The organism is Pseudomonas sp. NY15435 (assembly GCF_048068295.1).
Classification (GTDB): domain Bacteria; phylum Pseudomonadota; class Gammaproteobacteria; order Pseudomonadales; family Pseudomonadaceae; genus Pseudomonas.
On sequence record NZ_JBLUQA010000001.1, the window covers coordinates 226,685 to 244,966 of the forward strand.

General features: G+C 66.3%; 18 protein-coding genes. 12 read left to right on the forward strand and 6 right to left on the reverse strand.

Annotated elements, in window-relative coordinates:
• Nucleotides 1–97: 97 nt before the first annotated feature.
• The 3 genes from ftsX to ftsY are packed head-to-tail and all read right to left on the reverse strand — an operon-like array spanning nt 98 to nt 3,179.
• A complete protein-coding gene (ftsX, locus tag ACNFH5_RS01070) occupies nt 98–1,108 on the reverse strand; it encodes a permease-like cell division protein FtsX (protein ID WP_024766774.1) in 1,011 nt (336 codons plus the stop codon).
• A complete protein-coding gene (ftsE, locus tag ACNFH5_RS01075; RefSeq protein ID WP_017520095.1) occupies nt 1,108–1,779 on the reverse strand; it encodes a cell division ATP-binding protein FtsE in 672 nt (223 codons plus the stop codon). The genes ftsX and ftsE overlap by 1 nt, the downstream gene beginning before the upstream one ends.
• Complete coding sequence (ftsY, locus tag ACNFH5_RS01080) at nt 1,776–3,179, reverse strand: signal recognition particle-docking protein FtsY (protein ID WP_416743587.1); 1,404 nt, start codon at nt 3,177–3,179, stop codon at nt 1,776–1,778. Before ftsY ends, ftsE begins: the two co-directional genes overlap by 4 nt.
• A 191-nt stretch (nt 3,180–3,370) precedes the next feature.
• On the opposite strand from ftsY, the gene ACNFH5_RS01085 reads away from it, so the two are divergent.
• From ACNFH5_RS01085 to ACNFH5_RS01100, 4 genes are read left to right on the forward strand one after another with little or no spacing between them, the layout of a single operon-like run.
• A complete protein-coding gene (locus ACNFH5_RS01085; RefSeq protein WP_416743589.1) occupies nt 3,371–4,741 on the forward strand; it encodes a M16 family metallopeptidase in 1,371 nt (456 codons plus the stop codon).
• Nucleotides 4,734–6,251 carry a M16 family metallopeptidase gene (locus ACNFH5_RS01090; RefSeq protein WP_416743590.1) on the forward strand — a complete coding sequence of 506 codons (1,518 nt, stop codon included), beginning with the start codon at nt 4,734–4,736 and terminating at the stop codon, nt 6,249–6,251. The genes ACNFH5_RS01085 and ACNFH5_RS01090 overlap by 8 nt, the downstream gene beginning before the upstream one ends.
• Nucleotides 6,251–6,859, forward strand: coding sequence for a 16S rRNA (guanine(966)-N(2))-methyltransferase RsmD (rsmD, locus tag ACNFH5_RS01095; RefSeq protein ID WP_416743592.1), 609 nt, complete (start codon nt 6,251–6,253; stop codon nt 6,857–6,859). The genes ACNFH5_RS01090 and rsmD overlap by 1 nt, the downstream gene beginning before the upstream one ends.
• A 3-nt stretch (nt 6,860–6,862) precedes the next feature.
• Entirely contained in the window at nt 6,863–7,417 is a 555-nt protein-coding gene (locus ACNFH5_RS01100; RefSeq protein ID WP_416743593.1) for a hypothetical protein, read from the forward strand.
• Nucleotides 7,418–7,423: 6 nt separating this feature from the next.
• On the opposite strand, the gene ACNFH5_RS01105 is transcribed toward ACNFH5_RS01100, so the two are convergent.
• A complete protein-coding gene (locus tag ACNFH5_RS01105; RefSeq protein WP_416743594.1) occupies nt 7,424–8,410 on the reverse strand; it encodes a tetratricopeptide repeat protein in 987 nt (328 codons plus the stop codon).
• Between the two features lie 77 nt (nt 8,411–8,487).
• The gene (locus tag ACNFH5_RS01110) at nt 8,488–8,841 is read right to left on the reverse strand and encodes a hypothetical protein (protein ID WP_416743595.1); all 354 of its coding nucleotides are present in this window, start codon (nt 8,839–8,841) and stop codon (nt 8,488–8,490) included.
• 107 nt (nt 8,842–8,948) lie between these two features.
• Here ACNFH5_RS01110 and ACNFH5_RS01115 point away from each other — a divergent pair, with 107 nt between their 5' ends.
• Nucleotides 8,949–9,944, forward strand: a complete 996-nt coding sequence (locus tag ACNFH5_RS01115) for a hydrolase (RefSeq protein WP_416743596.1) — start codon at nt 8,949–8,951, stop codon at nt 9,942–9,944.
• An 82-nt stretch (nt 9,945–10,026) separates the two neighbouring features.
• Entirely contained in the window at nt 10,027–10,443 is a 417-nt protein-coding gene (locus tag ACNFH5_RS01120) for a GNAT family N-acetyltransferase (protein ID WP_416743597.1), read from the forward strand.
• A 226-nt stretch (nt 10,444–10,669) separates the two neighbouring features.
• On the opposite strand, the gene ACNFH5_RS01125 is transcribed toward ACNFH5_RS01120, so the two are convergent.
• Nucleotides 10,670–11,323 carry a TetR/AcrR family transcriptional regulator gene (locus ACNFH5_RS01125; protein ID WP_416743599.1) on the reverse strand — a complete coding sequence of 218 codons (654 nt, stop codon included), beginning with the start codon at nt 11,321–11,323 and terminating at the stop codon, nt 10,670–10,672.
• A gap of 244 nt (nt 11,324–11,567) precedes the next feature.
• On the opposite strand from ACNFH5_RS01125, the gene ACNFH5_RS01130 reads away from it, so the two are divergent.
• The 6 genes from ACNFH5_RS01130 to ggt all read left to right on the forward strand — a co-directional run bounded on the left by ACNFH5_RS01130 (nt 11,568) and on the right by ggt (nt 18,280).
• On the forward strand, nt 11,568–12,998 hold the full coding sequence (locus tag ACNFH5_RS01130; RefSeq protein ID WP_416743600.1) for a coniferyl aldehyde dehydrogenase: 1,431 nt from the start codon (nt 11,568–11,570) through the stop codon (nt 12,996–12,998).
• Between the two features lie 50 nt (nt 12,999–13,048).
• Entirely contained in the window at nt 13,049–13,594 is a 546-nt protein-coding gene (locus ACNFH5_RS01135) for a twin-arginine translocation pathway signal protein (RefSeq protein ID WP_416743601.1), read from the forward strand.
• Between the two features lie 39 nt (nt 13,595–13,633).
• Nucleotides 13,634–15,229 carry a GMC family oxidoreductase N-terminal domain-containing protein gene (locus ACNFH5_RS01140; protein WP_416743602.1) on the forward strand — a complete coding sequence of 532 codons (1,596 nt, stop codon included), beginning with the start codon at nt 13,634–13,636 and terminating at the stop codon, nt 15,227–15,229.
• 359 nt (nt 15,230–15,588) lie between these two features.
• On the forward strand, nt 15,589–16,068 hold the full coding sequence (gene coaD / locus ACNFH5_RS01145; RefSeq protein WP_024767001.1) for a pantetheine-phosphate adenylyltransferase: 480 nt from the start codon (nt 15,589–15,591) through the stop codon (nt 16,066–16,068).
• 133 nt (nt 16,069–16,201) lie between these two features.
• Nucleotides 16,202–16,453 (forward strand): YfhL family 4Fe-4S dicluster ferredoxin, encoded by a 252-nt coding sequence (locus tag ACNFH5_RS01150; protein ID WP_138519727.1) that lies wholly within the window; start codon nt 16,202–16,204, stop codon nt 16,451–16,453.
• A 123-nt stretch (nt 16,454–16,576) separates the two neighbouring features.
• A complete protein-coding gene (ggt, locus tag ACNFH5_RS01155; protein ID WP_416743604.1) occupies nt 16,577–18,280 on the forward strand; it encodes a gamma-glutamyltransferase in 1,704 nt (567 codons plus the stop codon).
• The last annotated feature ends 2 nt before the right edge of the window (nt 18,281–18,282 follow it).

The following is an 18,282-nucleotide window of genomic DNA, read 5'->3' on the forward strand; positions in this document are numbered from 1 at the left end:
TTCACGAAACTCGCGCAGTGTAGCACTGCGAAATCTGACTGCAAGCGGGTGTAAAAGTTCCTTTACACCCACTTAACCCCAGCAAAATCAGGGGGTTTCAGCGCGGCGCCAACTCACGCAGGTGGCGCGCCACGGCCAGCCAGGCGCCGATCCAGCCCAGCAGCACAGCGCCCACGGTAAGCGACAGGCCGTCGTCGACCGGTACGCCCGCCAGGCCGAAATCACTGCCGTACAGCCCGGCCAGGTTGACCACGGAGCTGTTCAGCCAGTCCAGGCCGAAGGCCAGCAGGGCCCAGGACAGGATGCCCGCGCCCAGGCCGTAGAGCGCGCCCATATAGAGGAAGGGGCGGCGCACATAGCCGTCCGTCCCGCCGACCAGCTTGATGACTTCGATTTCGTTACGGCGGTTTTCGATGTGCAGGCGGATGGTGTTGCCGATCACCAGCAAGAGCGTCAGCACCAGCAGGATGGTCAGGCCGAAGACGAAGCGGTCGCCCAGCTTGAGGATCGCCGACAGCCGCTCGACCCAGACCAGATCCAGCTGCGCCTGTTGTACACCGGGCAGCTCCGACAACCTTTGACGCAAGGCATCCAGCTGGGCCTTGTCGATCTGCTTGGGCGTCACCGAGATCACCGCCGGCAGCGGGTTGTCAGGCAGCTCCTTCAACGCCTCGCCGAGGCCGGACTGCTCCTGCAACTCCTTCAGCGCATCGTCGCGGCTGATCAGCTGCGCCTCGATCACATCGGGCATTTTCTCGATCTGCTCGCGCAGGTCCTGGCCCTGAGCCTCGCTGGCCTTGAGGTCGAGGAACAGGGAGATCTGCGCGGCGCGCTGCCAGGAGCCACCGAGGCGCTCGACATTGTTCAGCAGCAGCGACAGGCCCATGGGCAGGCTCAGGGTGATACCCATCACCAGGCAGGTGAAGAAGCTGCCGAAGGGGTGGCTGACCAGGCGATGCAGGCTGTCCATCAGGCTGGCGCGGTGGTTTTCCGCGTAGGCCGAGAGGGAGGCGCTGTGATCCTGGTGTTCGTTGTCGTCCGGGCGCTCACGCGTGTTGCGCGTCGGGGTGCCTTCTTCGTCGCCGCGGGGCAGGTCATTGGCGCTCATCAGGCGTTCTCCTCACGGTCGGCGATGATGCGGCCGCGCTGCAGGGTGATCATCCGGTGGCGCATGCGCGCGATCAGCGCCAGGTCGTGGCTGGCAATCAGCACGGTGGTGCCCAGGCGGTTGATGTCTTCGAACACGGACATGATTTCCGAGGCGAGGCGCGGGTCGAGGTTACCGGTGGGTTCGTCGGCGAGCAGCAGGGCCGGACGGTGCACCACCGCGCGGGCGATGCCGACACGCTGTTGCTGGCCGGTGGAGAGGTCGGACGGACGGTCCTCGGCCTTCTCCTTCAGGTTCACCCGGTCCAGCGCCGCTTCGACGCGGTAGGCGATGTCCGCCTTGGGCAGGCCGAGGATCTGCATCGGCAGGGCAACGTTCTCGAACACGCTGCGATCGTCGAGCAACTGGTGGTTCTGGAACACCACGCCGATCTGCCGACGGAGGAAGGGAATCTGCGCGGTGGAGATGCGCGAGACATCCTGCCCGCCCAGCAGCAGCTTGCCGGAAGTGGGCCGCTCCATCGCCAGGATCAGGCGCAGCAGGGTGCTCTTGCCCGCGCCGGAGTGGCCGGTGACGAACATGATCTCGCCGCGCGGCACGCGGAACGAAATCTCGTGCAGGCCGACATGGCCGTTGGGATAGCGTTTGCCAACCTGCTCGAAACGGATCATGCGATTTCCCGGGTCTCGAAGAGTGCACGGACGAAAGCGTCGGCCTCGAAGGTTCGAAGATCGTCGATTCCTTCGCCGACACCGATGTAGCGGATCGGCAGGCCGAACTGCTTGGCCAGGGCGAAGATCACCCCGCCCTTGGCGGTGCCGTCCAGTTTGGTCAGGGCCAGGCCGGTGAGTTCCACGGCGTTGTTGAACTGCTTGGCCTGGTTGATGGCGTTCTGCCCGGTGCCGGCATCGAGCACCAGCAGGACTTCGTGGGGAGCCGTCTCGTCCAGCTTGCCGATCACGCGGCGCACCTTCTTCAGCTCTTCCATCAGGTTGTCCTTGGTGTGCAGGCGACCGGCGGTATCGGCGATCAGCACATCCACGCCACGGGCCTTGGCGGCCTGCACGGCGTCGAAGATCACCGAGGCGGAGTCCGCGCCGGTGTGCTGGGCGATCACGGCAATGTTGTTACGCTCGCCCCATACCTGCAGCTGTTCGACGGCGGCGGCGCGGAAGGTGTCGCCGGCGGCCAGCATGACTTTCTTGCCATCCAGCTGCAGCTTCTTCGCCAGCTTGCCGATGGTGGTGGTCTTGCCGACGCCGTTCACGCCGACCACGAGGATCACGTAGGGCTGCTTTTCGCCGGTAATGGTCAGCGGCTGCTCGACGGGGCGCAGCAGGCTGGCCAGCTCTTCCTGCAGAGCCTTGTACAGCGCTTCGCTGTCGGCCAGTTCCTTGCGCGCCACGCGTTTGGTCAGGTTCTGCACGATGGTGGTGGTGGCCTCGACGCCGACGTCGGCGGTCAGCAGGCGGGTCTCGATCTCGTCGAGCAGGTCGTCGTCGATGGCCTTCTTGCCCAGGAACAGACTGGCCATGCCTTCGCCGAGGCTGGCGCTGGTCTTCGACAGCCCCTGCTTGAGGCGGGCGAAGAAGCCCAGTTTGGAGGGCTCGGCGGCGGCAGGCTTGGCCTGCAGTTCGGGTTCAGGTTGCGGGGCGGGCTCGGGTTCCGGCTGGGCGACTACGACGGGCGCTTCGGCAACGGCTTCGGGCTGAGCAGGCGCGGCGACAGGCACCTGCTCGACGGGGACAACTGGCTGGGCAGTGGGCTGCGGCTCAGGTTGCGCCAGCGGCTCGACCGGCACGCTGGCCGGTACTACGTCGACTATCGGCTCGGGCGTCGGTTCGGGCGTCGGCTCCGGTGCCAGCTCGGCGCGCGGGGCGACCGGCTCGGCCTGGGCGGCGGGAGCCTGTTCGGGGGCGGCAACGGGCTGCTCGGCGACCGGTTGTTCTACCGGCTGCTCGGCTTCGGCGGCGGGTTGTTCCTCGGCCTGGGGCTTCTTGCGCCACCAGCCGAACAGACCCTTCTTCTCCCCGGCTGGCGGGGCCTTCTTGTCGTCGTTGGAACCAAACATGTAGGGATCGAATCTCTAAGGGACGCCACGAAATAGAGGCAGCAAAAAGCCTCGATACAGCTTTGAGAAGCCCTGAACGTGGCCGCCCGGAAAACGGATGGGTATCCTAGCATCTCCTCGCCCGCCGGGGTTAAGAGGCTGGCCGCCAGCCTGCATAGACCCCGCGGACAGCCCGAAAGGTTCAGTCCACGATGAAAACCCTTGCACGCCGCCACGCCGGCCTGCTGCTCGGTTCCCTGTTGCTGCCGCTGATGGCGAGCGCCGCGGAACCACAGCCCACCCACGAATACACCCTGGGCAACGGCCTGAAAGTCGTCGTCCGCGAGGACCACCGCGCCCCCGTGGTGGTCTCCCAGCTCTGGTACAAGGTCGGCTCCAGCTACGAGACGCCCGGCCTCACCGGCCTGTCCCACGCCCTGGAGCACATGATGTTCAAGGGCAGCCGCAAGCTCGGCCCCGGCCAGGCGTCGCTGGTGCTGCGCGACCTGGGCGCCGAAGAGAACGCCTTCACCACCGACGACTACACCGCCTATTACCAGGTGCTGGCCCGCGATCGCCTGCCGGTAGCGCTGGAGCTGGAAGCCGACCGCATGGCGCACCTCGCCCTGCCGGCCGATCAGTTCAAGAGCGAGATCGAGGTAATCAAGGAAGAACGCCGCCTGCGCACCGAGGACAAGCCCAGCGCGCTGGCCTTCGAGCGCTTCAAGGCTGCCGCTTACCCCGCCAGCGGCTACCGCACGCCGACCATCGGCTGGATGGCCGACCTGCAGCGCATGACCATCGACGACCTGCGCCACTGGTACCAGGCCTGGTACGCGCCGAACAACGCCACCCTGGTGGTGGTCGGCGACGTTACAGGCGACGAGGTGAAGGCACTGGCCGAGAAGTATTTCGGCGAGATCCCCAAGCGTGACCTGCCTGCCGCGCGCAAGCCGCTGGAGCTGGCCGAGCCGGGCGAACGTCGGCTCAAACTGCACGTGCGCACTCAGCTGCCCAGCCTGATCATGGGCTTCAACGTGCCAACCCTGGGCAGCAGCGACGACTCGAAACAGATCAACGCCCTGCGCCTGATCTCGGCGATCCTCGACGGCGGCTACAGCGCGCGCCTGGCCGCCCGCCTGGAGCGCGGCGAGGAAATCGTCGCCGGCGCCTCGGCCTCCTACGACGCCTTCTCCCGCGGCGACGGCCTGTTCTTCCTCTCGGCCACGCCCAACGTGCAGACCGGCAAGACCCTGGACCAGGTCGAGGCCGCCCTGTGGAAGCAGCTGGAAGACCTCAAGCAGAATCCGCCGAGCAAGGAAGAGCTGGAGCGCGTGCGCGCCCAGGTTATCGCCGGACTGGTCTACGAGCGCGACTCCATTGCCGGGCAGGCCAGCACCATCGGCGAGCTGGAAAGCGTCGGCCTCGGCTGGCGCCTGGCGGACAAGGACCTGGAAGCCATCCAGGCCGTCACCGCCGACGACATCCAGAAAGCCGCCCGCACCTACTTCACCCGCTCCCGCCTGACCCTTGCCCAGGTCCTGCCGGAAGTCGCCACCGACAAGGAGCCGCGCCATGAGTGAACGCAATGGCCTGCGCTACGGCCTGGTCGGGCTGATCGTCATCGCGCTGATCGCCGGACTGGTGCTGTTCGTTTCCCGCCCCGTCGCCGCGCCCGAAGCGGCCGCTTCGGCGCCCACACCCGCTCAGCCGGCAGCCGCCGAGAATGCCGCGCCCACCGGCCTGCAATCGCTGGCCGAAGCTGCCGGCAAGGCGCCCAGCCACCGCAAGCTGAACATCCAGCAATGGCAGACCGCCGAAGGCGCCCGCGTGCTCTTCGTCGAAGCCCATGAGCTGCCGATGTTCGACCTGCGCCTGACCTTCGCCGCCGGCAGCAGCCAGGACGGCGACAGCTACGGCCTGGCCATGCTGACCAACGCCATGCTCAACGAAGGCGTGCCCGGCAAGGACACCAGCGCCATCGCCGCCGGCTTCGACGATCTGGGCGCCAACTTCAGCAACGGTTCCTACCGCGACATGGCCGTAGCCGGCCTGCGCAGCCTGAGCGAGCCGACCAAGCGCGACGCGGCGCTGGCGCTGTTCGACCAGGTAATCGGCCAGCCGACCTTCCCCGAGGACGCCCTGGCGCGCATCAAGAACCAGGTCATGGCCGGCTTCGAGTACCAGAAGCAGAACCCCGGCAAGCTGGCGGGCCTGGAACTGTTCAAGCGGCTCTATGGCGACCACCCTTACGCCCACTCCAGCGACGGCAACGAAAAGTCGGTACCGAAGATCAGCGTCGCCCAGCTGCGCGCCTTCCACCAGAAGGCCTACGCCGCCGGTAACGTGGTCATCGCGCTGGTCGGCGACCTGACCCGCGAGCAGGCCGAAGCCATCGCCGGCAGCGTATCCAAGTCGCTGCCCAAGGGCCCCGCCCTGCCGGCGCCGAGCGAGCCGCAGATGCCCAAGGCTGGCGTCACCCATATCGAGTTCCCGTCCAAGCAGACCCAACTGATGCTGGCGCAACTGGGCATCACCCGTAGCGACCCGGACTACGCCGCGCTCTACCTGGGCAACCAGATCCTCGGCGGCGGCGGCTTCGGCACCCGCCTGATGGACCAGGTGCGCGAGAAGCGCGGCCTGACCTACGGCGTCTACTCCGGCTTCACCGGCATGCAGTCGCGCGGGCCCTTCACCATCGGCCTGCAGACCCGCGCCGAGATGAGCGAAGGCACCCTCAAGCTGGTGCAGGACATTGTTCGTGACTACCTCGACAAGGGTCCGACGCAGAAGGAACTGGATGACGCCAAGCGCGAGCTGGCCGGCAGCTTCCCGCTGTCCACCGCGAGCAACGCCGATATTGTTGGCCAGTTGGGCGCCATCGGCTTCTACAACCTGCCACTGGATTACCTGGAGACCTTCCTCAGCCAGGTCCAGGGCCTGAGCGTGGAACAGGTGAAGGAGGCCATGCGCCGTCACCTCGACCCGGACGCCTTCGTCATCGTCACCGCCGGCCCCACCGTGCCGCAGCAACCGCTGCCGCCGCCCACCGACAAGCCCGCCGCGCAACCTGCCGGCGTACCGGAGCACTGATGAGCAAACGACCCGGCGGCGCCCCGCGCGCCGCATCCAAGCCCCACGGCGGCCAGGGCCAGCTGCGCATCATCGGCGGCGAGTGGCGCAGCCGGCGCTTCGCCTTCCCCGACGGCCCGGGCCTGCGCCCGACACCTGACCGGGTGCGCGAGACCCTGTTCAACTGGCTGGCGGCTTACGTCCCCGGCGCCCGCGTACTCGACCCGTTCGCCGGCAGCGGCGCGCTGTTCCTCGAAGCCCTGTCCCGCGGCGCCAGTTCGGCGCTCGCGCTGGACACCAACGGCGAAGCCGTGGCCGCCCTGCGCGCCACTCTCGATACGCTCAAGTGCGGCAACGGCCAGCTGTTGATGACCGACTCGCTGCGCTACCTCGATGCCCCGGCCTCCCAGGCCTTCGACCTGGTCTTCCTCGACCCGCCGTTCCACCAGGACCTGCTGCAGAACACCTGCCGCCTGCTGGAAGAGCGCGGCTGGCTGACCCAGGACGCCTGGGTCTACACCGAAAGCGAAGCGGTGCCCTCCAGCCTCGGCCTGCCGGGCAACTGGCGACTGCACCGGGAGAAGAAGGCGGGCACGGTGCATTACGCGCTGTGGCAACGGGAAGGCTGACGAATGCCGGACGCCCTCCGCGAACAACTGCTGGCGCTGGACGAACGCTGTTTCGAACAGCCCGCCAGCGATTGGGCCGGCGACATTGCCCTGCCGGCCGAGCTGGCGCGCTTCTATCGCGAAATCGGCCCGTGCGACTGCACACTGGAGACGGCCGGTAACCCGTTCTTCATCCCCTCACTCGCGCGAGTCTGGAAACAGCAGGCCGGCTATCGCTGGCACGGCCAGACCGGCGAGCGGCTGGCGGGTTGGAGCGATGACTGGATCGTGGTGGCGGACCAGGGCGCCGATCCCTTCATCCTGGAGTGCTCCACCGGGCGAATCCTCTTCGACCAGCATGGGGGCCCCTGGGACCCCGCGCCGGTGTTCGATGATCTGTGGCAGATGACCGCCTGCCTCACCACCTTCGCCCGCGTCTGGCGCAGCGCGGGCGAGGACATCTTCGCGGAGGATTACAGCGTCAACCCGATCTACCGCCGCAAACTGATCGACGAGCTGGCAAAGCTGCTGGACGACGCCCACCGCGCAGAGGACCTGGCCGACGAGTTCGGCTGGTAGCGAGCCTTATTGGCTCACCGGTTCCGCCGCCTGCGCTGCATCCACGGCGCTGGCCTCTACCGCCTCCGGCTCCGGTGACACCTCTTCAACACCTCGGTGGGCGTGCCGGCGATCAGCAGCGCCGGAACAGTCCGCCACCCCGGAAAGCTCTCCATTCAGCGCCGCATACGTCCAGTTTTCCAGACGCGTATACCAGGCCGTTTCCTCCTCGGTCTTCAGCCAGGCGATTGCGTCCGCATCCTGCTGCTGTGCGGCCTTTTCCAGCCAGAGCCCCGCCTGCAGCTTGTTCATGCCTGCACCGGAGCCATTCCAGTAGGCCTCACCCACCTTGAACTGGGCACTGGCATCGCCTCGGGTCGCGGCCTTGCAGAACCACTGGAAGGCCTTTTCGCGGCTGGCCGCATAACGATCCTGCAGCGCGGCCTCTTCCTCGGAAGCGGCGTCGAATGCTACCTGGGGGTCATCAAGGTAGAACGCCCCAAGGTTCATCTCTGCGTCTTCGCTACCGGCCTCGGCCGCGCGCTCGAACCAGGTGCCGGCCTTGACTCGGTCCTTGTCGACGCCTTCGCCGCTCCAGTAGAGGACACCCATCTCGTTCTGGGCACCGGCGTCGCCCTGCTCCGCGGCCTTGCGGAACCAGCGCGCTGCTTCGGCCTTGTCCTTGGGGCCGCCGTCGCCTTCGCGATAGAGCATGGCCAGTTGGATCTGCGCACGGGCCAAGCCCGCTTCGGCAGCCTTGCCCCACCATTTGCGCGCACCAGCGTAGTTCTGCTGCTGGTAGAAGTAGGCGCCGAACTCGAACAGCGCCTGCGGCTCGCCGGTCTCGGCGGCCTGGTGAAGCCGGGTGAACTCGGCAAACAACTCCTCGCCGCGCTCGTCGCCCTGCTCGGCCTTGGGCGGCTCATCGCTGAAGTCGGACGATGCGCCCTCGGCCCAGGCAAATGACGGTACGGCAAGCGCAAGAGCGGACAGGAACACCCATCGGCTGAACATACGTGACTATCCTCATGTCGGTTGAATCGGTCGGCCTTCCCGGCTCGACCGCGTGGCGGTTGTTGCGGGCATCGCCCTCAGATCGACTTGCCCACATCGACGGTGCCGCTGCGCACCAGCTCAACGCCGTCGACCACCATCTTCCATTGGTTGCCGTCCTGGTAGGGCGGCTTGGAGACCTTGAAGTGCGTGTCGAACGGGCCGAACCCAACGGTGAAACCGTCGGCTTCGTAGCGCTTGATCGGCGCCTCGATGGATTTCGAGGTGCTGCCGGACACTCGCTTGTAGGCAACGCGGCCGTCGGCCGTGACCAGCAGGCTCATCTCCGGCGAAGTCCACAAGCCAACGTATGAGCGATGCTCCTGCGGCACCGGCTCGCCGCACGCGGCCAGCCAAAGCACCAGGCTCAGCGCCGCGACACTCTTCCACATACCATCCCCTCCTTTGCGTGGTTTCCTTGGCAACGGATGCACAAGGCATCCATTACATGACCGACTTGGCGTTACTATCACAGCTCGTCGACCCCATTCGATCCGTGATGACTATACCCTCCCCGTTCAAACCCGCCTGGTGGCTACCCGGCCCGCACCTGCAAACCCTGTATGGCTCGCTCGCACGCCAGTTGCCCAGTCTTGCGCGCACCCGCGAGCGCCTGTGGCTGGACGATGGTGATTTCATCGACCTCGACTGGCACGGCCCGCACGAGGCGGAAGCTCCGCTGGTGCTGGCGCTGCATGGGCTCACCGGCTCGTCGTCGTCGCATTACATCCTCGGCGTGCAGCAGCAACTCGCCGCGCAGGGTTGGGCCAGTGTCGCGCTGAACTGGCGCGGCTGCTCGGGCGAGTCGAACCTGCTGCCGCGCGGCTATCACTCAGGCGTCAGCGAAGACCTCGCCTCGGTGGTCGCCCACGTCCGCGCCAAGCGGCCGATGGCGCCGCTTTACGCGGTGGGTTATTCGCTGGGCGGCAACGTGCTGCTCAAGTACCTGGGCGAAGCCTCGGACAGCTGCCCGCTGAAGGGCGCGGTGGCGGTGTCGGTGCCTTTCCGCCTGGACCAGTGCGCCGACCGTATCGGCATCGGTTTTTCCAGGGTCTACCAGGCGCACTTCATGCGCGAGCTGGTGGCCTATGTGCAGACCAAGCGCCAGGCGTTCGCCGCCGGCGGGCACGCGGAAAACCTCGCCGCGCTGGAGCGCCTCGGGCCGCTGGATGGCATGCGCACCTTCTGGGACTTCGATGACCGGGTGACCGCGCCGCTGCACGGTTTCGCCGATGTGCACGACTACTACCGCCGCGCCTCCAGCCGCTATTACCTGGGCGGTATCCGCGTGCCGACGCTGATCATCCAGTCCAGCGATGATCCGTTCATCCACGCCCACAGCGTGCCGCAACTGGACGAGCTCTCCGCTTCGACGCAGCTGGAGCTGCTGCCCCATGGCGGCCATGTCGGCTTCATCGGCGGATCACCTGGACGTCCGGACTATTATCTGGAGCGCCGCATCCCGCAGTGGCTGCGCGAACGACGAGAAGCCTGACTGCGCTGGATCAGCCCAGCAGAACGGGAATGAGGCAGACTGGAACTGCACCAGGAAGGAAACGCCAGAAAGGAGCGCCGCCATGCACGACACGCCGCTGACGATCCTGCAGAACCCGCCGCTGAGCAACGCTCAGTGCGCCTCTATCGCCGCGCTCTACCGCGCCGTGGGCTGGGGCTCTCCTGGCACTACCGCGGAGCTGCGCGATCTCTACGAGTACTCCAGCTACTTCCTGCTGGCCCTGGACGGTGAACAGGTAGTCGGCCTATTGCGCGCGGAAAGCGAGACGGCGCAGACCACCTGGCTGGCGGAGATCGCCGTGCTGCCGAGGCTTCAATTGCGCGGGACGGGCCTGGCACTGATGGCGCGTTTCCTTGCCGATCACCCTGACCGCACGCTTTACACCGATGCCACCGAGGGTGTGGAGGAGTTCTTCCTGCGCCATGGCATCGCCCTGCGCCGACCTCGGGTACCGGGGCCGCGCAAGGTGGATGCGTAACCCTCCAGCCCGAACATCGGCGGATAACGCTGGCGCGTTATCCGCCCTACGTAACGGGAGCGCCTTGCCAAGGGCCCTCACCCTAGCCCTCTCCCAGAGGGAGAGGGAACCGTTCGGCGCAACGGGAAGCCAATCTATCAGCCGGCAGGATCTGCCCCCCTCACCCTCCGGGAGAGGGTTGGGGTGAGGGAAAGGCAATCGCTCGGAGACGTCCTGGCTGTAAGAATCAATCTTCCAGCGGCACATACAACCGATCGAACACCGCCGCCACCGCCTCGCGGAAGGGGGGTGCGATGTGCCCGCTTTCCAGTGCCAGCACCTGGTAGATGCCGCGCCGCATCAACGCTTCGCTGAGGTCGCTGGCCACCTCGCGCGTGGTGCAGAGGTAGCGCACCCAGGAGGTGAGAATGATCCAGGCGTTGAGGGTCAGGGCCTCCAGCTGGGGTTCGTCCATCTGCAGGATGCCCGCGTCTACGAAGCCCCGATAGATGGCCTTGGCGTTGTCCATGGCCCGGCGGGCGAAGGCGCGGTAGGCCGCGGCCAGTTCCGGATCGGAGTCCAGCAGGTGCTCCAGATCGCGGTGCAGGAAGCGGTAGTGCCACATCGCGGCGAGCAGCGCTTCGAGGTAGAAAGTCTTGTCCTCCACCGTCAGCGCGCGGCCCTCGGGCAGGTGCAGGAACTGGTCGACGTGGCTTTCGTACTCGGCAAACAGCTGGGCGATGATCACCTGCTTGTTGCGGTAGTGGTAGTACAGGTTGCCCGGCGAGATGCCCAGGTGCGCGGCGATGTGGTTGGTGGTGACGCTGCGCTCGCCCTGGGCATTGAACAGCTCAAGGCTGGCCTGGGCGATACGGTCACGGGTGTTGATGCGTGGTGCCATTGCCAAAACTCATCGAAGCGAATTGCGCGGACGCAAAGGTACACCGATTGCTACCACCTGACACAACCCTGGGGCGCGCCCAACTTTTCGTTGGCTGGGCCTGGCGGCGCGGACACGGCATGCTGATTGACACTCTAGAGCAATTGCTCTAAAAAACCAGCGACAGCATAAAAACGCGAAGCATCCGAGTTCCTTGCGTGAATTTCCGGAGAGCTTCCCCACCCGCTTCCGTCAGGAGCCCGTCATGGTTGCCGATATCGCCTACCTGCAGCAGACCCAGCAGCAGATCAGCCAGCTGGAAACCCTTCTCGAACGCCAGCGTCAGGCGTACCGCGCCAACCCGTTGCCCGATGCCGGCCAGCGCATCCAGTGGCTGAAAAGCCTCGCCAATCTGCTGGTGACCGAGCAGAAGGCAATCATCGATGCGATCAACAGCGACTTCAGCAATCGCTCCGCCGACGAGACACTGCTCGCCGAAGTGATGCCCAGCCTGCACGGCGTGCACTACGCGGCCAAGCGCGTGAAGAAGTGGATGAAGCCGTCCCGGCGCAGCGTCGGCATGCAGTTCATGCCGGCCTCGGCCAAGGTCATCTACCAGCCGCTGGGCGTGGTCGGCGTGATCGTGCCGTGGAACTACCCGCTGTTCCTCGCCATCGGCCCGCTGACCGGGGCGCTCGCCGCCGGCAACCGGGTGATGATCAAGATGAGCGAATCCACCCCGGAATCCGCCCGCGTGCTCAAGGAGCTGCTGGGCAAGGTCTTCCCCGAAGACCTGGTCGCCGTGGTGCAGGGTGAAGTCGACGTTGGCGTGGCCTTCTCCAAGCTGCCCTTCGACCATCTGCTGTTCACCGGCGCCACCAGCGTCGGCAAGCACGTGATGCGCGCCGCTGCCGAGAACCTCACCCCGGTCACCCTGGAACTGGGCGGCAAGTCACCGGCCATCGTGTCTGCCAGCGTGCCGATGAAGGACGCCGCCGAGCGCATCGCCTTCGGCAAGTCGCTCAACGCCGGCCAGACCTGCGTGGCGCCGGACTATGTGCTGGTGCCGCAGAACCGCGTCGACGAGTTCGTCGAGAGCTACCGCCAGGTGGTCCAGGGCTTCTTCCCGAAACTGGAGAACAACCCGGACTACACCGCGATCATCAACGAGCGCCAGTTGGCGCGCCTGAACGGCTACCTCGTCGATGCCCAGGCCCGCGGCGCCACCGTCGTGCCGCTGTTCCCGCAGGCGCAGGGCCGGCGCCTGCCGCAGGCACTGGTACTGAACGCAACCGACGAGATGAAGATCATGCAGGAAGAGATCTTCGGCCCCCTGCTGCCGGTGATCCCCTACCAGAACCTCGACCAGGCGCTCAGCTACATCAACGAGCGCGACCGTCCGCTGGCGCTGTACTACTTCGGTTACGACAAGCGCGAGCAGGACCACGTACTGGCCCAGACCCACTCCGGCGGCGTATGCCTGAACGACACCCTGCTGCACGTGGCCCAGGACGACATGCCTTTCGGCGGCGTCGGCCCGTCCGGCATGGGTCACTACCACGGCCACGAAGGCTTCCTGACCTTCTCCAAGGCCAAGGGCGTGTTCAGCAAGCCGCGCTTCAATGCGGCGCGGGTGATCTATCCGCCCTACGGTAAATCGCTGCAGAAGCTGGTCTACAAGCTGTTCATCCGCTGACCGGCGATCTATCAGCCCCAGGTGCCCTTCAACCAGGTGAAAGAATAAGAATGACAGACACCTCCCTCACCGCGCCGGGCCTCTCCCGGCGCGGCGTGCTCAAGATCGGCCTGCTGGGCGGCGCCTTCCTCGCCACGGCGGGCGTCACTGCCAGCCTCAGCGGCTGCTCCGCCAGCACCCCGGCCAATGGCTTTGCCGTGCTGCGCGATTCCGACCTGCCCTTCCTGCGCGCGCTGATCCCAGTGATGCTGGCCGGAGCCGTACCCGCCGAGCGCATGGCCGAAGCCGTCAAAGGCACCATCCAGAGCCTGGACAACAGCCTCAACCACCTCAGCCCGGAAATGCTCAAGCTCACCGTGCAGCTGTTCGACGTGCTCGCCCTGCCGATCACCCGCGGGCCGCTCACTGGCATCTGGGGCAGCTGGGACAACGCCAGCGCGCAGGACGTGCAGAACTTCCTGAACCGCTGGCAGAACAGCCTCATCTCCCTGCTCAAGATGGGCCACAGCTCGCTGCTGCAACTGGTGATGATGGCCTGGTACAGCCGCCCGGAATCCTGGGGCCATTGCGGCTACCCCGGCCCGCCGAAAATCTGATGCCGCCAGAACAACAAGAATTCGCCTGAGAGATTCCCGATGCCTGTACCCGATCTGTTCGCCGAGGGCCTGGCCCGCGGCTGGAAAGTCCACAATGGCTCGCGCCTGGACAAGGACCTGACCCTGGAAGCCGACGTCGTGATCGTCGGTACCGGCGCCGGCGGCGGCACCACTGCCGAAGCCCTCAGCGCCGCCGGCTACAAGGTGTTGCTGGTGGAGGAAGGCCCGCTCAAGACCAGCACCGACTTCAAGATGCAGGAAGCCGACGCCTACCCCAGCCTGTACCAGGAAGGCATCGGCCGGATGAGCAAGGACGGCGCCATCACCATCCTCCAGGGCCGCGCCGTGGGCGGCACCACCCTGGTCAACTGGACCTCCAGCTTCCGTACCCCCGAGCCGACCCTGGAACACTGGGCCAAGGAACATGGAGTGAAGGGTCACAGCGTCGCCGAGATGGCGCCGTGGTTCGCCAAGATGGAAGAACGCCTGGGCGTGGCACCCTGGATCATGCCGCCCAATGCCAACAACGATGTGATCCGCAACGGCTGTGAGAAGCTCGGCCTGCACTGGAAGGTGATCCCGCGCAACGTCCGTGGCTGCTGGAACATCGGCTACTGCGGCATGGGCTGCCCGACAAACGCCAAGCAATCGATGCTGGTGACCACCATTCCGGCGACCCTGGAAAAGGGCGGCGAGCTGCTGTTCCTCGCCCGCGCCGACCGCCTGCTGCACGACGGCAACAAGGTCAGCGGCCTGGAATGCTCGGCCATGGACGAGCGCTGCGTCGCCCCCACCGGCCGCAAGATCACCATCAAGGCGCGCCACTACGTGCTTTCCGGCGGCGGCATCAACACCCCGGCGATCCTCCTGCGCTCCAAGGCGCCGGACCCGAACGGCCGCGTCGGCCAGCGCACCTTCCTGCACACGGTGAACTTCAGCGCCGCGCTGTTCGACGAGGTGATCAACCCCTTCTACGGTGCGCCGCAGTCGATCTATTCCGACCACTTCCAGTGGGACGACGGCGCCACCGGGCGCATGTCCTACAAGCTTGAAGTACCGCCGCTGCAGCCGGCGCTCAGCGCCACCCTGCTCGGCCGCTTCGGCGAGGACAACGCCCTGCGCATGGAGCAGCTGCCGCACACCAACGTGATCCTGGCGCTGATGCGCGACGGCTTCCATCCGGACAGCGCAGTGGGCTCGGTCAGCCTGCGCGGCGACGACACCCCGGTGCTCGACTACCAGATGACCGACTACACCTGGGACGGCATCCGCCGCGCCTTCCACACCATGGCCGACATCCAGTTCGCGGCCGGCGCCAAGGCCGTGCTGCCGCTGCACGCCGACGCTGGCTACGTGAAAAGCGCCAAGGAGGCACACGAACTGATCGACGGCCTGAGCCTGGAGCTCTACCGCACCCGCCTGGGCAGCGCCCACGTGATGGGCGGCTGCGCCATGGGCGAGGACGCCAAGCAGTCGGTGTGCGACAGCCTCGGCCGCCACCACCAGCTGGAGAACCTGTCGATCCACGACGGCTCGCTGTTCCCCACCAGCATCGGCGCCAACCCGCAGCTCTCGGTCTACGGCCTCACCGCACAACTGGCCGACGCCCTGGCCAGGCACCTGGGCAAGGCCTGACAGGATTCCGACCGCCCACACCCGACGGCTCTACGTAGGAGCGAGCTTGTGACCCACAGGGATGTGGGGAATGCCGTTATCCGTAGGGAATGGATTCGGCCTCGCGAACCGCCCAACTCCGGAGCATCTGGGAGACGCTGTTCGCGAGCAAGCTCGCTCCTACAAGGGTTTTCCACCATGAAATCCGCGCGCAGGCTCTGGAACGCGGCCTGAGCGTGACTCATCGGTCTCTCGCCGGTTATCTCAGGTAGTCCGTTCACAGAAGCACTACCAAGGTCGCTTGGCCCCACGGACATGCTGCGTTACCATCCGCCCGCTATTGCACCAGCCTGCCAACAAGAGCCGACCAGGACGCCGCGATGAATCGAGTGTTGTACCCGGGTACCTTCGACCCCATCACCAAAGGCCATGCCGATCTGGTCGAACGCGCCTCGCGACTGTTCGACCAGGTGATCATTGCCGTCGCCGCCAGCCCCAAGAAGAATCCCCTGTTCCCGCTGGAACAGCGCGTCGAGCTGGCCCGCCAGGTCACCTCGCACCTGCCCAATGTAGAAGTCGTCGGCTTCTCCACGCTGCTCGCCCATTTTGCCAAGGAGCAGAACGCCAACATCCTGCTGCGCGGCCTGCGCGCGGTGTCGGATTTCGAGTACGAGTTCCAGCTGGCCAACATGAACCGCCAGCTCGCACCCGACCTGGAAAGCATGTTCCTCACGCCGTCGGAGAAGTACTCCTTCATCTCCTCCACCCTGGTGCGCGAGATCGCGGCGCTGGGCGGCGACATCACCAAATTCGTCCATCCCGCGGTGGCCAGCGCCCTGGCCGAGCGCTTCAAGCGCTGAGCCGCATGCCGCCAAGGATGGCGGTTTCCGTCAGCTGACTCCCTGATTGCGTGCACTACGCGCGCCGATACGGCACAATTTCACCATTGTTGCTACCGATCGCCATGGCTGCCGTCATGGTTGGAGTTGTTCGATGTCCCTGAAAATCACTGACGATTGCATCAACTGCGACGTCTGCGAACCCGAGTGCCCCAATGCCGCGATCTCCCAGGGCGAGGAGATCTATGTCATCGACCCGAACCTGTGCACCGAGTGCGTCGGTCACTACGACGAACCGCAGTGCCAGCAGGTCTGCCCGGTCGATTGCATTCCCCTCGACGAGGCTCACGTCGAAAGCAAGGATGAGCTGATGGAGAAGTACAAGAAGCTCACCGGCAAGGCTTGATTTCGCGCGTTTCGACACTTTTTCATTGAGTTCTCACAAACCTGCGGCGCTGTGGATTGTCTATCCTCCACCTTCGCCCTGTTTGGTTTTCCAGCCGGCGCTGCCGGCGGTTCGTGAGATGCCATGTCCCTGTTGAATTCCCGCACCCGCGCCTCCCTGCTCGGCTTCTGCAGCCTCCTGCTGCTGAGTTTCGCCCTGCACGCCGCGGAACATCCGGCCCAGGCCAGCGTCGCCACGGCGCATCCCGCCGCCACGGTGGCGGGCCTGGAAACCCTCGCCGACGGCGGTAATGCCTTCGACGCCGCCGTAGCCATCGCCGCCGCGCTGGCGGTGGCCGAGCCCTATGGCTCGGGTCTGGGCGGCGGCGGTTTCTTCCTGCTGCGCAAGGCCGGCAGCCCTCCGACCTACCATTTCATCGACGCCCGCGAGCGCGCCCCGCTGGCCGCCCACGCGCGGATGTACGAGCGCAACGGCAAGGTCGACCCGCAGCTGTCGCTCAATGGGCCGCTGGCCGCCGGCATCCCCGGCCTGCCAGCCGCCCTGGCAGATATCACCAGCCGCTACGGCCGCAAGACGCTGGCGAACAACCTCGTGCCGGCCATCCGCCTGGCCACCGATGGCGTATCCATCGACCGCGTCTACATCGACCGCGCCTCCTGGCGCCTCGACGCGATGCGCAAGGACAGCGAGACTGCGCGCATCTTCCTCGACCAGGGCAACCTGCCCGAGGAATACAGCCTGATGCGCCAGCCGCAGTTGGCCAACACCCTGGAGAAACTGGCGCGCTACGGACGCATCGGCTTCTATGAAGGCGAAACCGCGCAGAAGCTGGTGGAGGGCGTCCGCGCCGCCGGCGGCGTCTGGAGCCTGGAAGACCTCGCCAGCTACCGCACCGTGGAACGCCAGGCGTTGCGCTACCCGCTGGCCGATGGAAAGGAACTGATCAGCGCTCCGCCGCCCTCCGCTGGCGGCGTCGCCCTCGCGCAAAGCCTGGGCATGCTGCAGCAGTTGCCCTGGCAGAAGGCCGAGCCGGTGCAGCGCGTCCACTACGTTGTCGAAGCCTTGCGCCGCGCCTATCGCGACCGTGGCCTGCTGGGCGACCCGGACCGCGTCGCCAACCCGGTCAACCAGCTGCTTGCGCCGGACTATCTCAAGCGCCTTGCCGCCGGTATCGACCCGCAACGCGCCACACCCAGCTCTTCCCTGCCGCCGGCACCAGCCTGGCGCGAAGGTGACCACACCACCCACTTCGTGGTCATGGACGCCGACGGCAACGCGGTTGCGGCCACCCTATCGGTCAACCTGCCCTTTGGCGCCGCCTTCACCGTGCCCGGCACCGGCGTGCTGCTCAATGACGAGATGGACGACTTCGCCACCGACGTCAGCGGCGCCAACGCCTATCAGCTAGCGGGCAGCCAGGCCAATGCAGTGGCCGCCGGCAAGCGCCCGCTATCGAGCATGAGCCCCAGCTTCATCGAAAGCCCCACGGAGCTGGCCGCCTTCGGCACGCCCGGCGGCAGCCGGATTCCGAGCATGGTGCTGCTGGCAATGCTGGATTACCTGGACGGCAAGCCGGTGCAGCGCTGGGTGTCCTCGCCGCGTTACCACCACCAGTTCCTGCCCGACGTGATCGAGCACGAACCGCGCGCCTTCAGCGCCGCCGAGGCAGCCGACCTGCAGCGCCGTGGCTACACGCTCAAGGATGTCGGTCGTGCCTACGGCAACCAGCAGGTGCTGCTGTGGAACAAGAAGTCCGGCGAGGTGCAGTCGGCCAGCGATCCGCGCGGCATCGGCCTGGCGACCGAGCTGGCAGCACCACTGCGCTGATC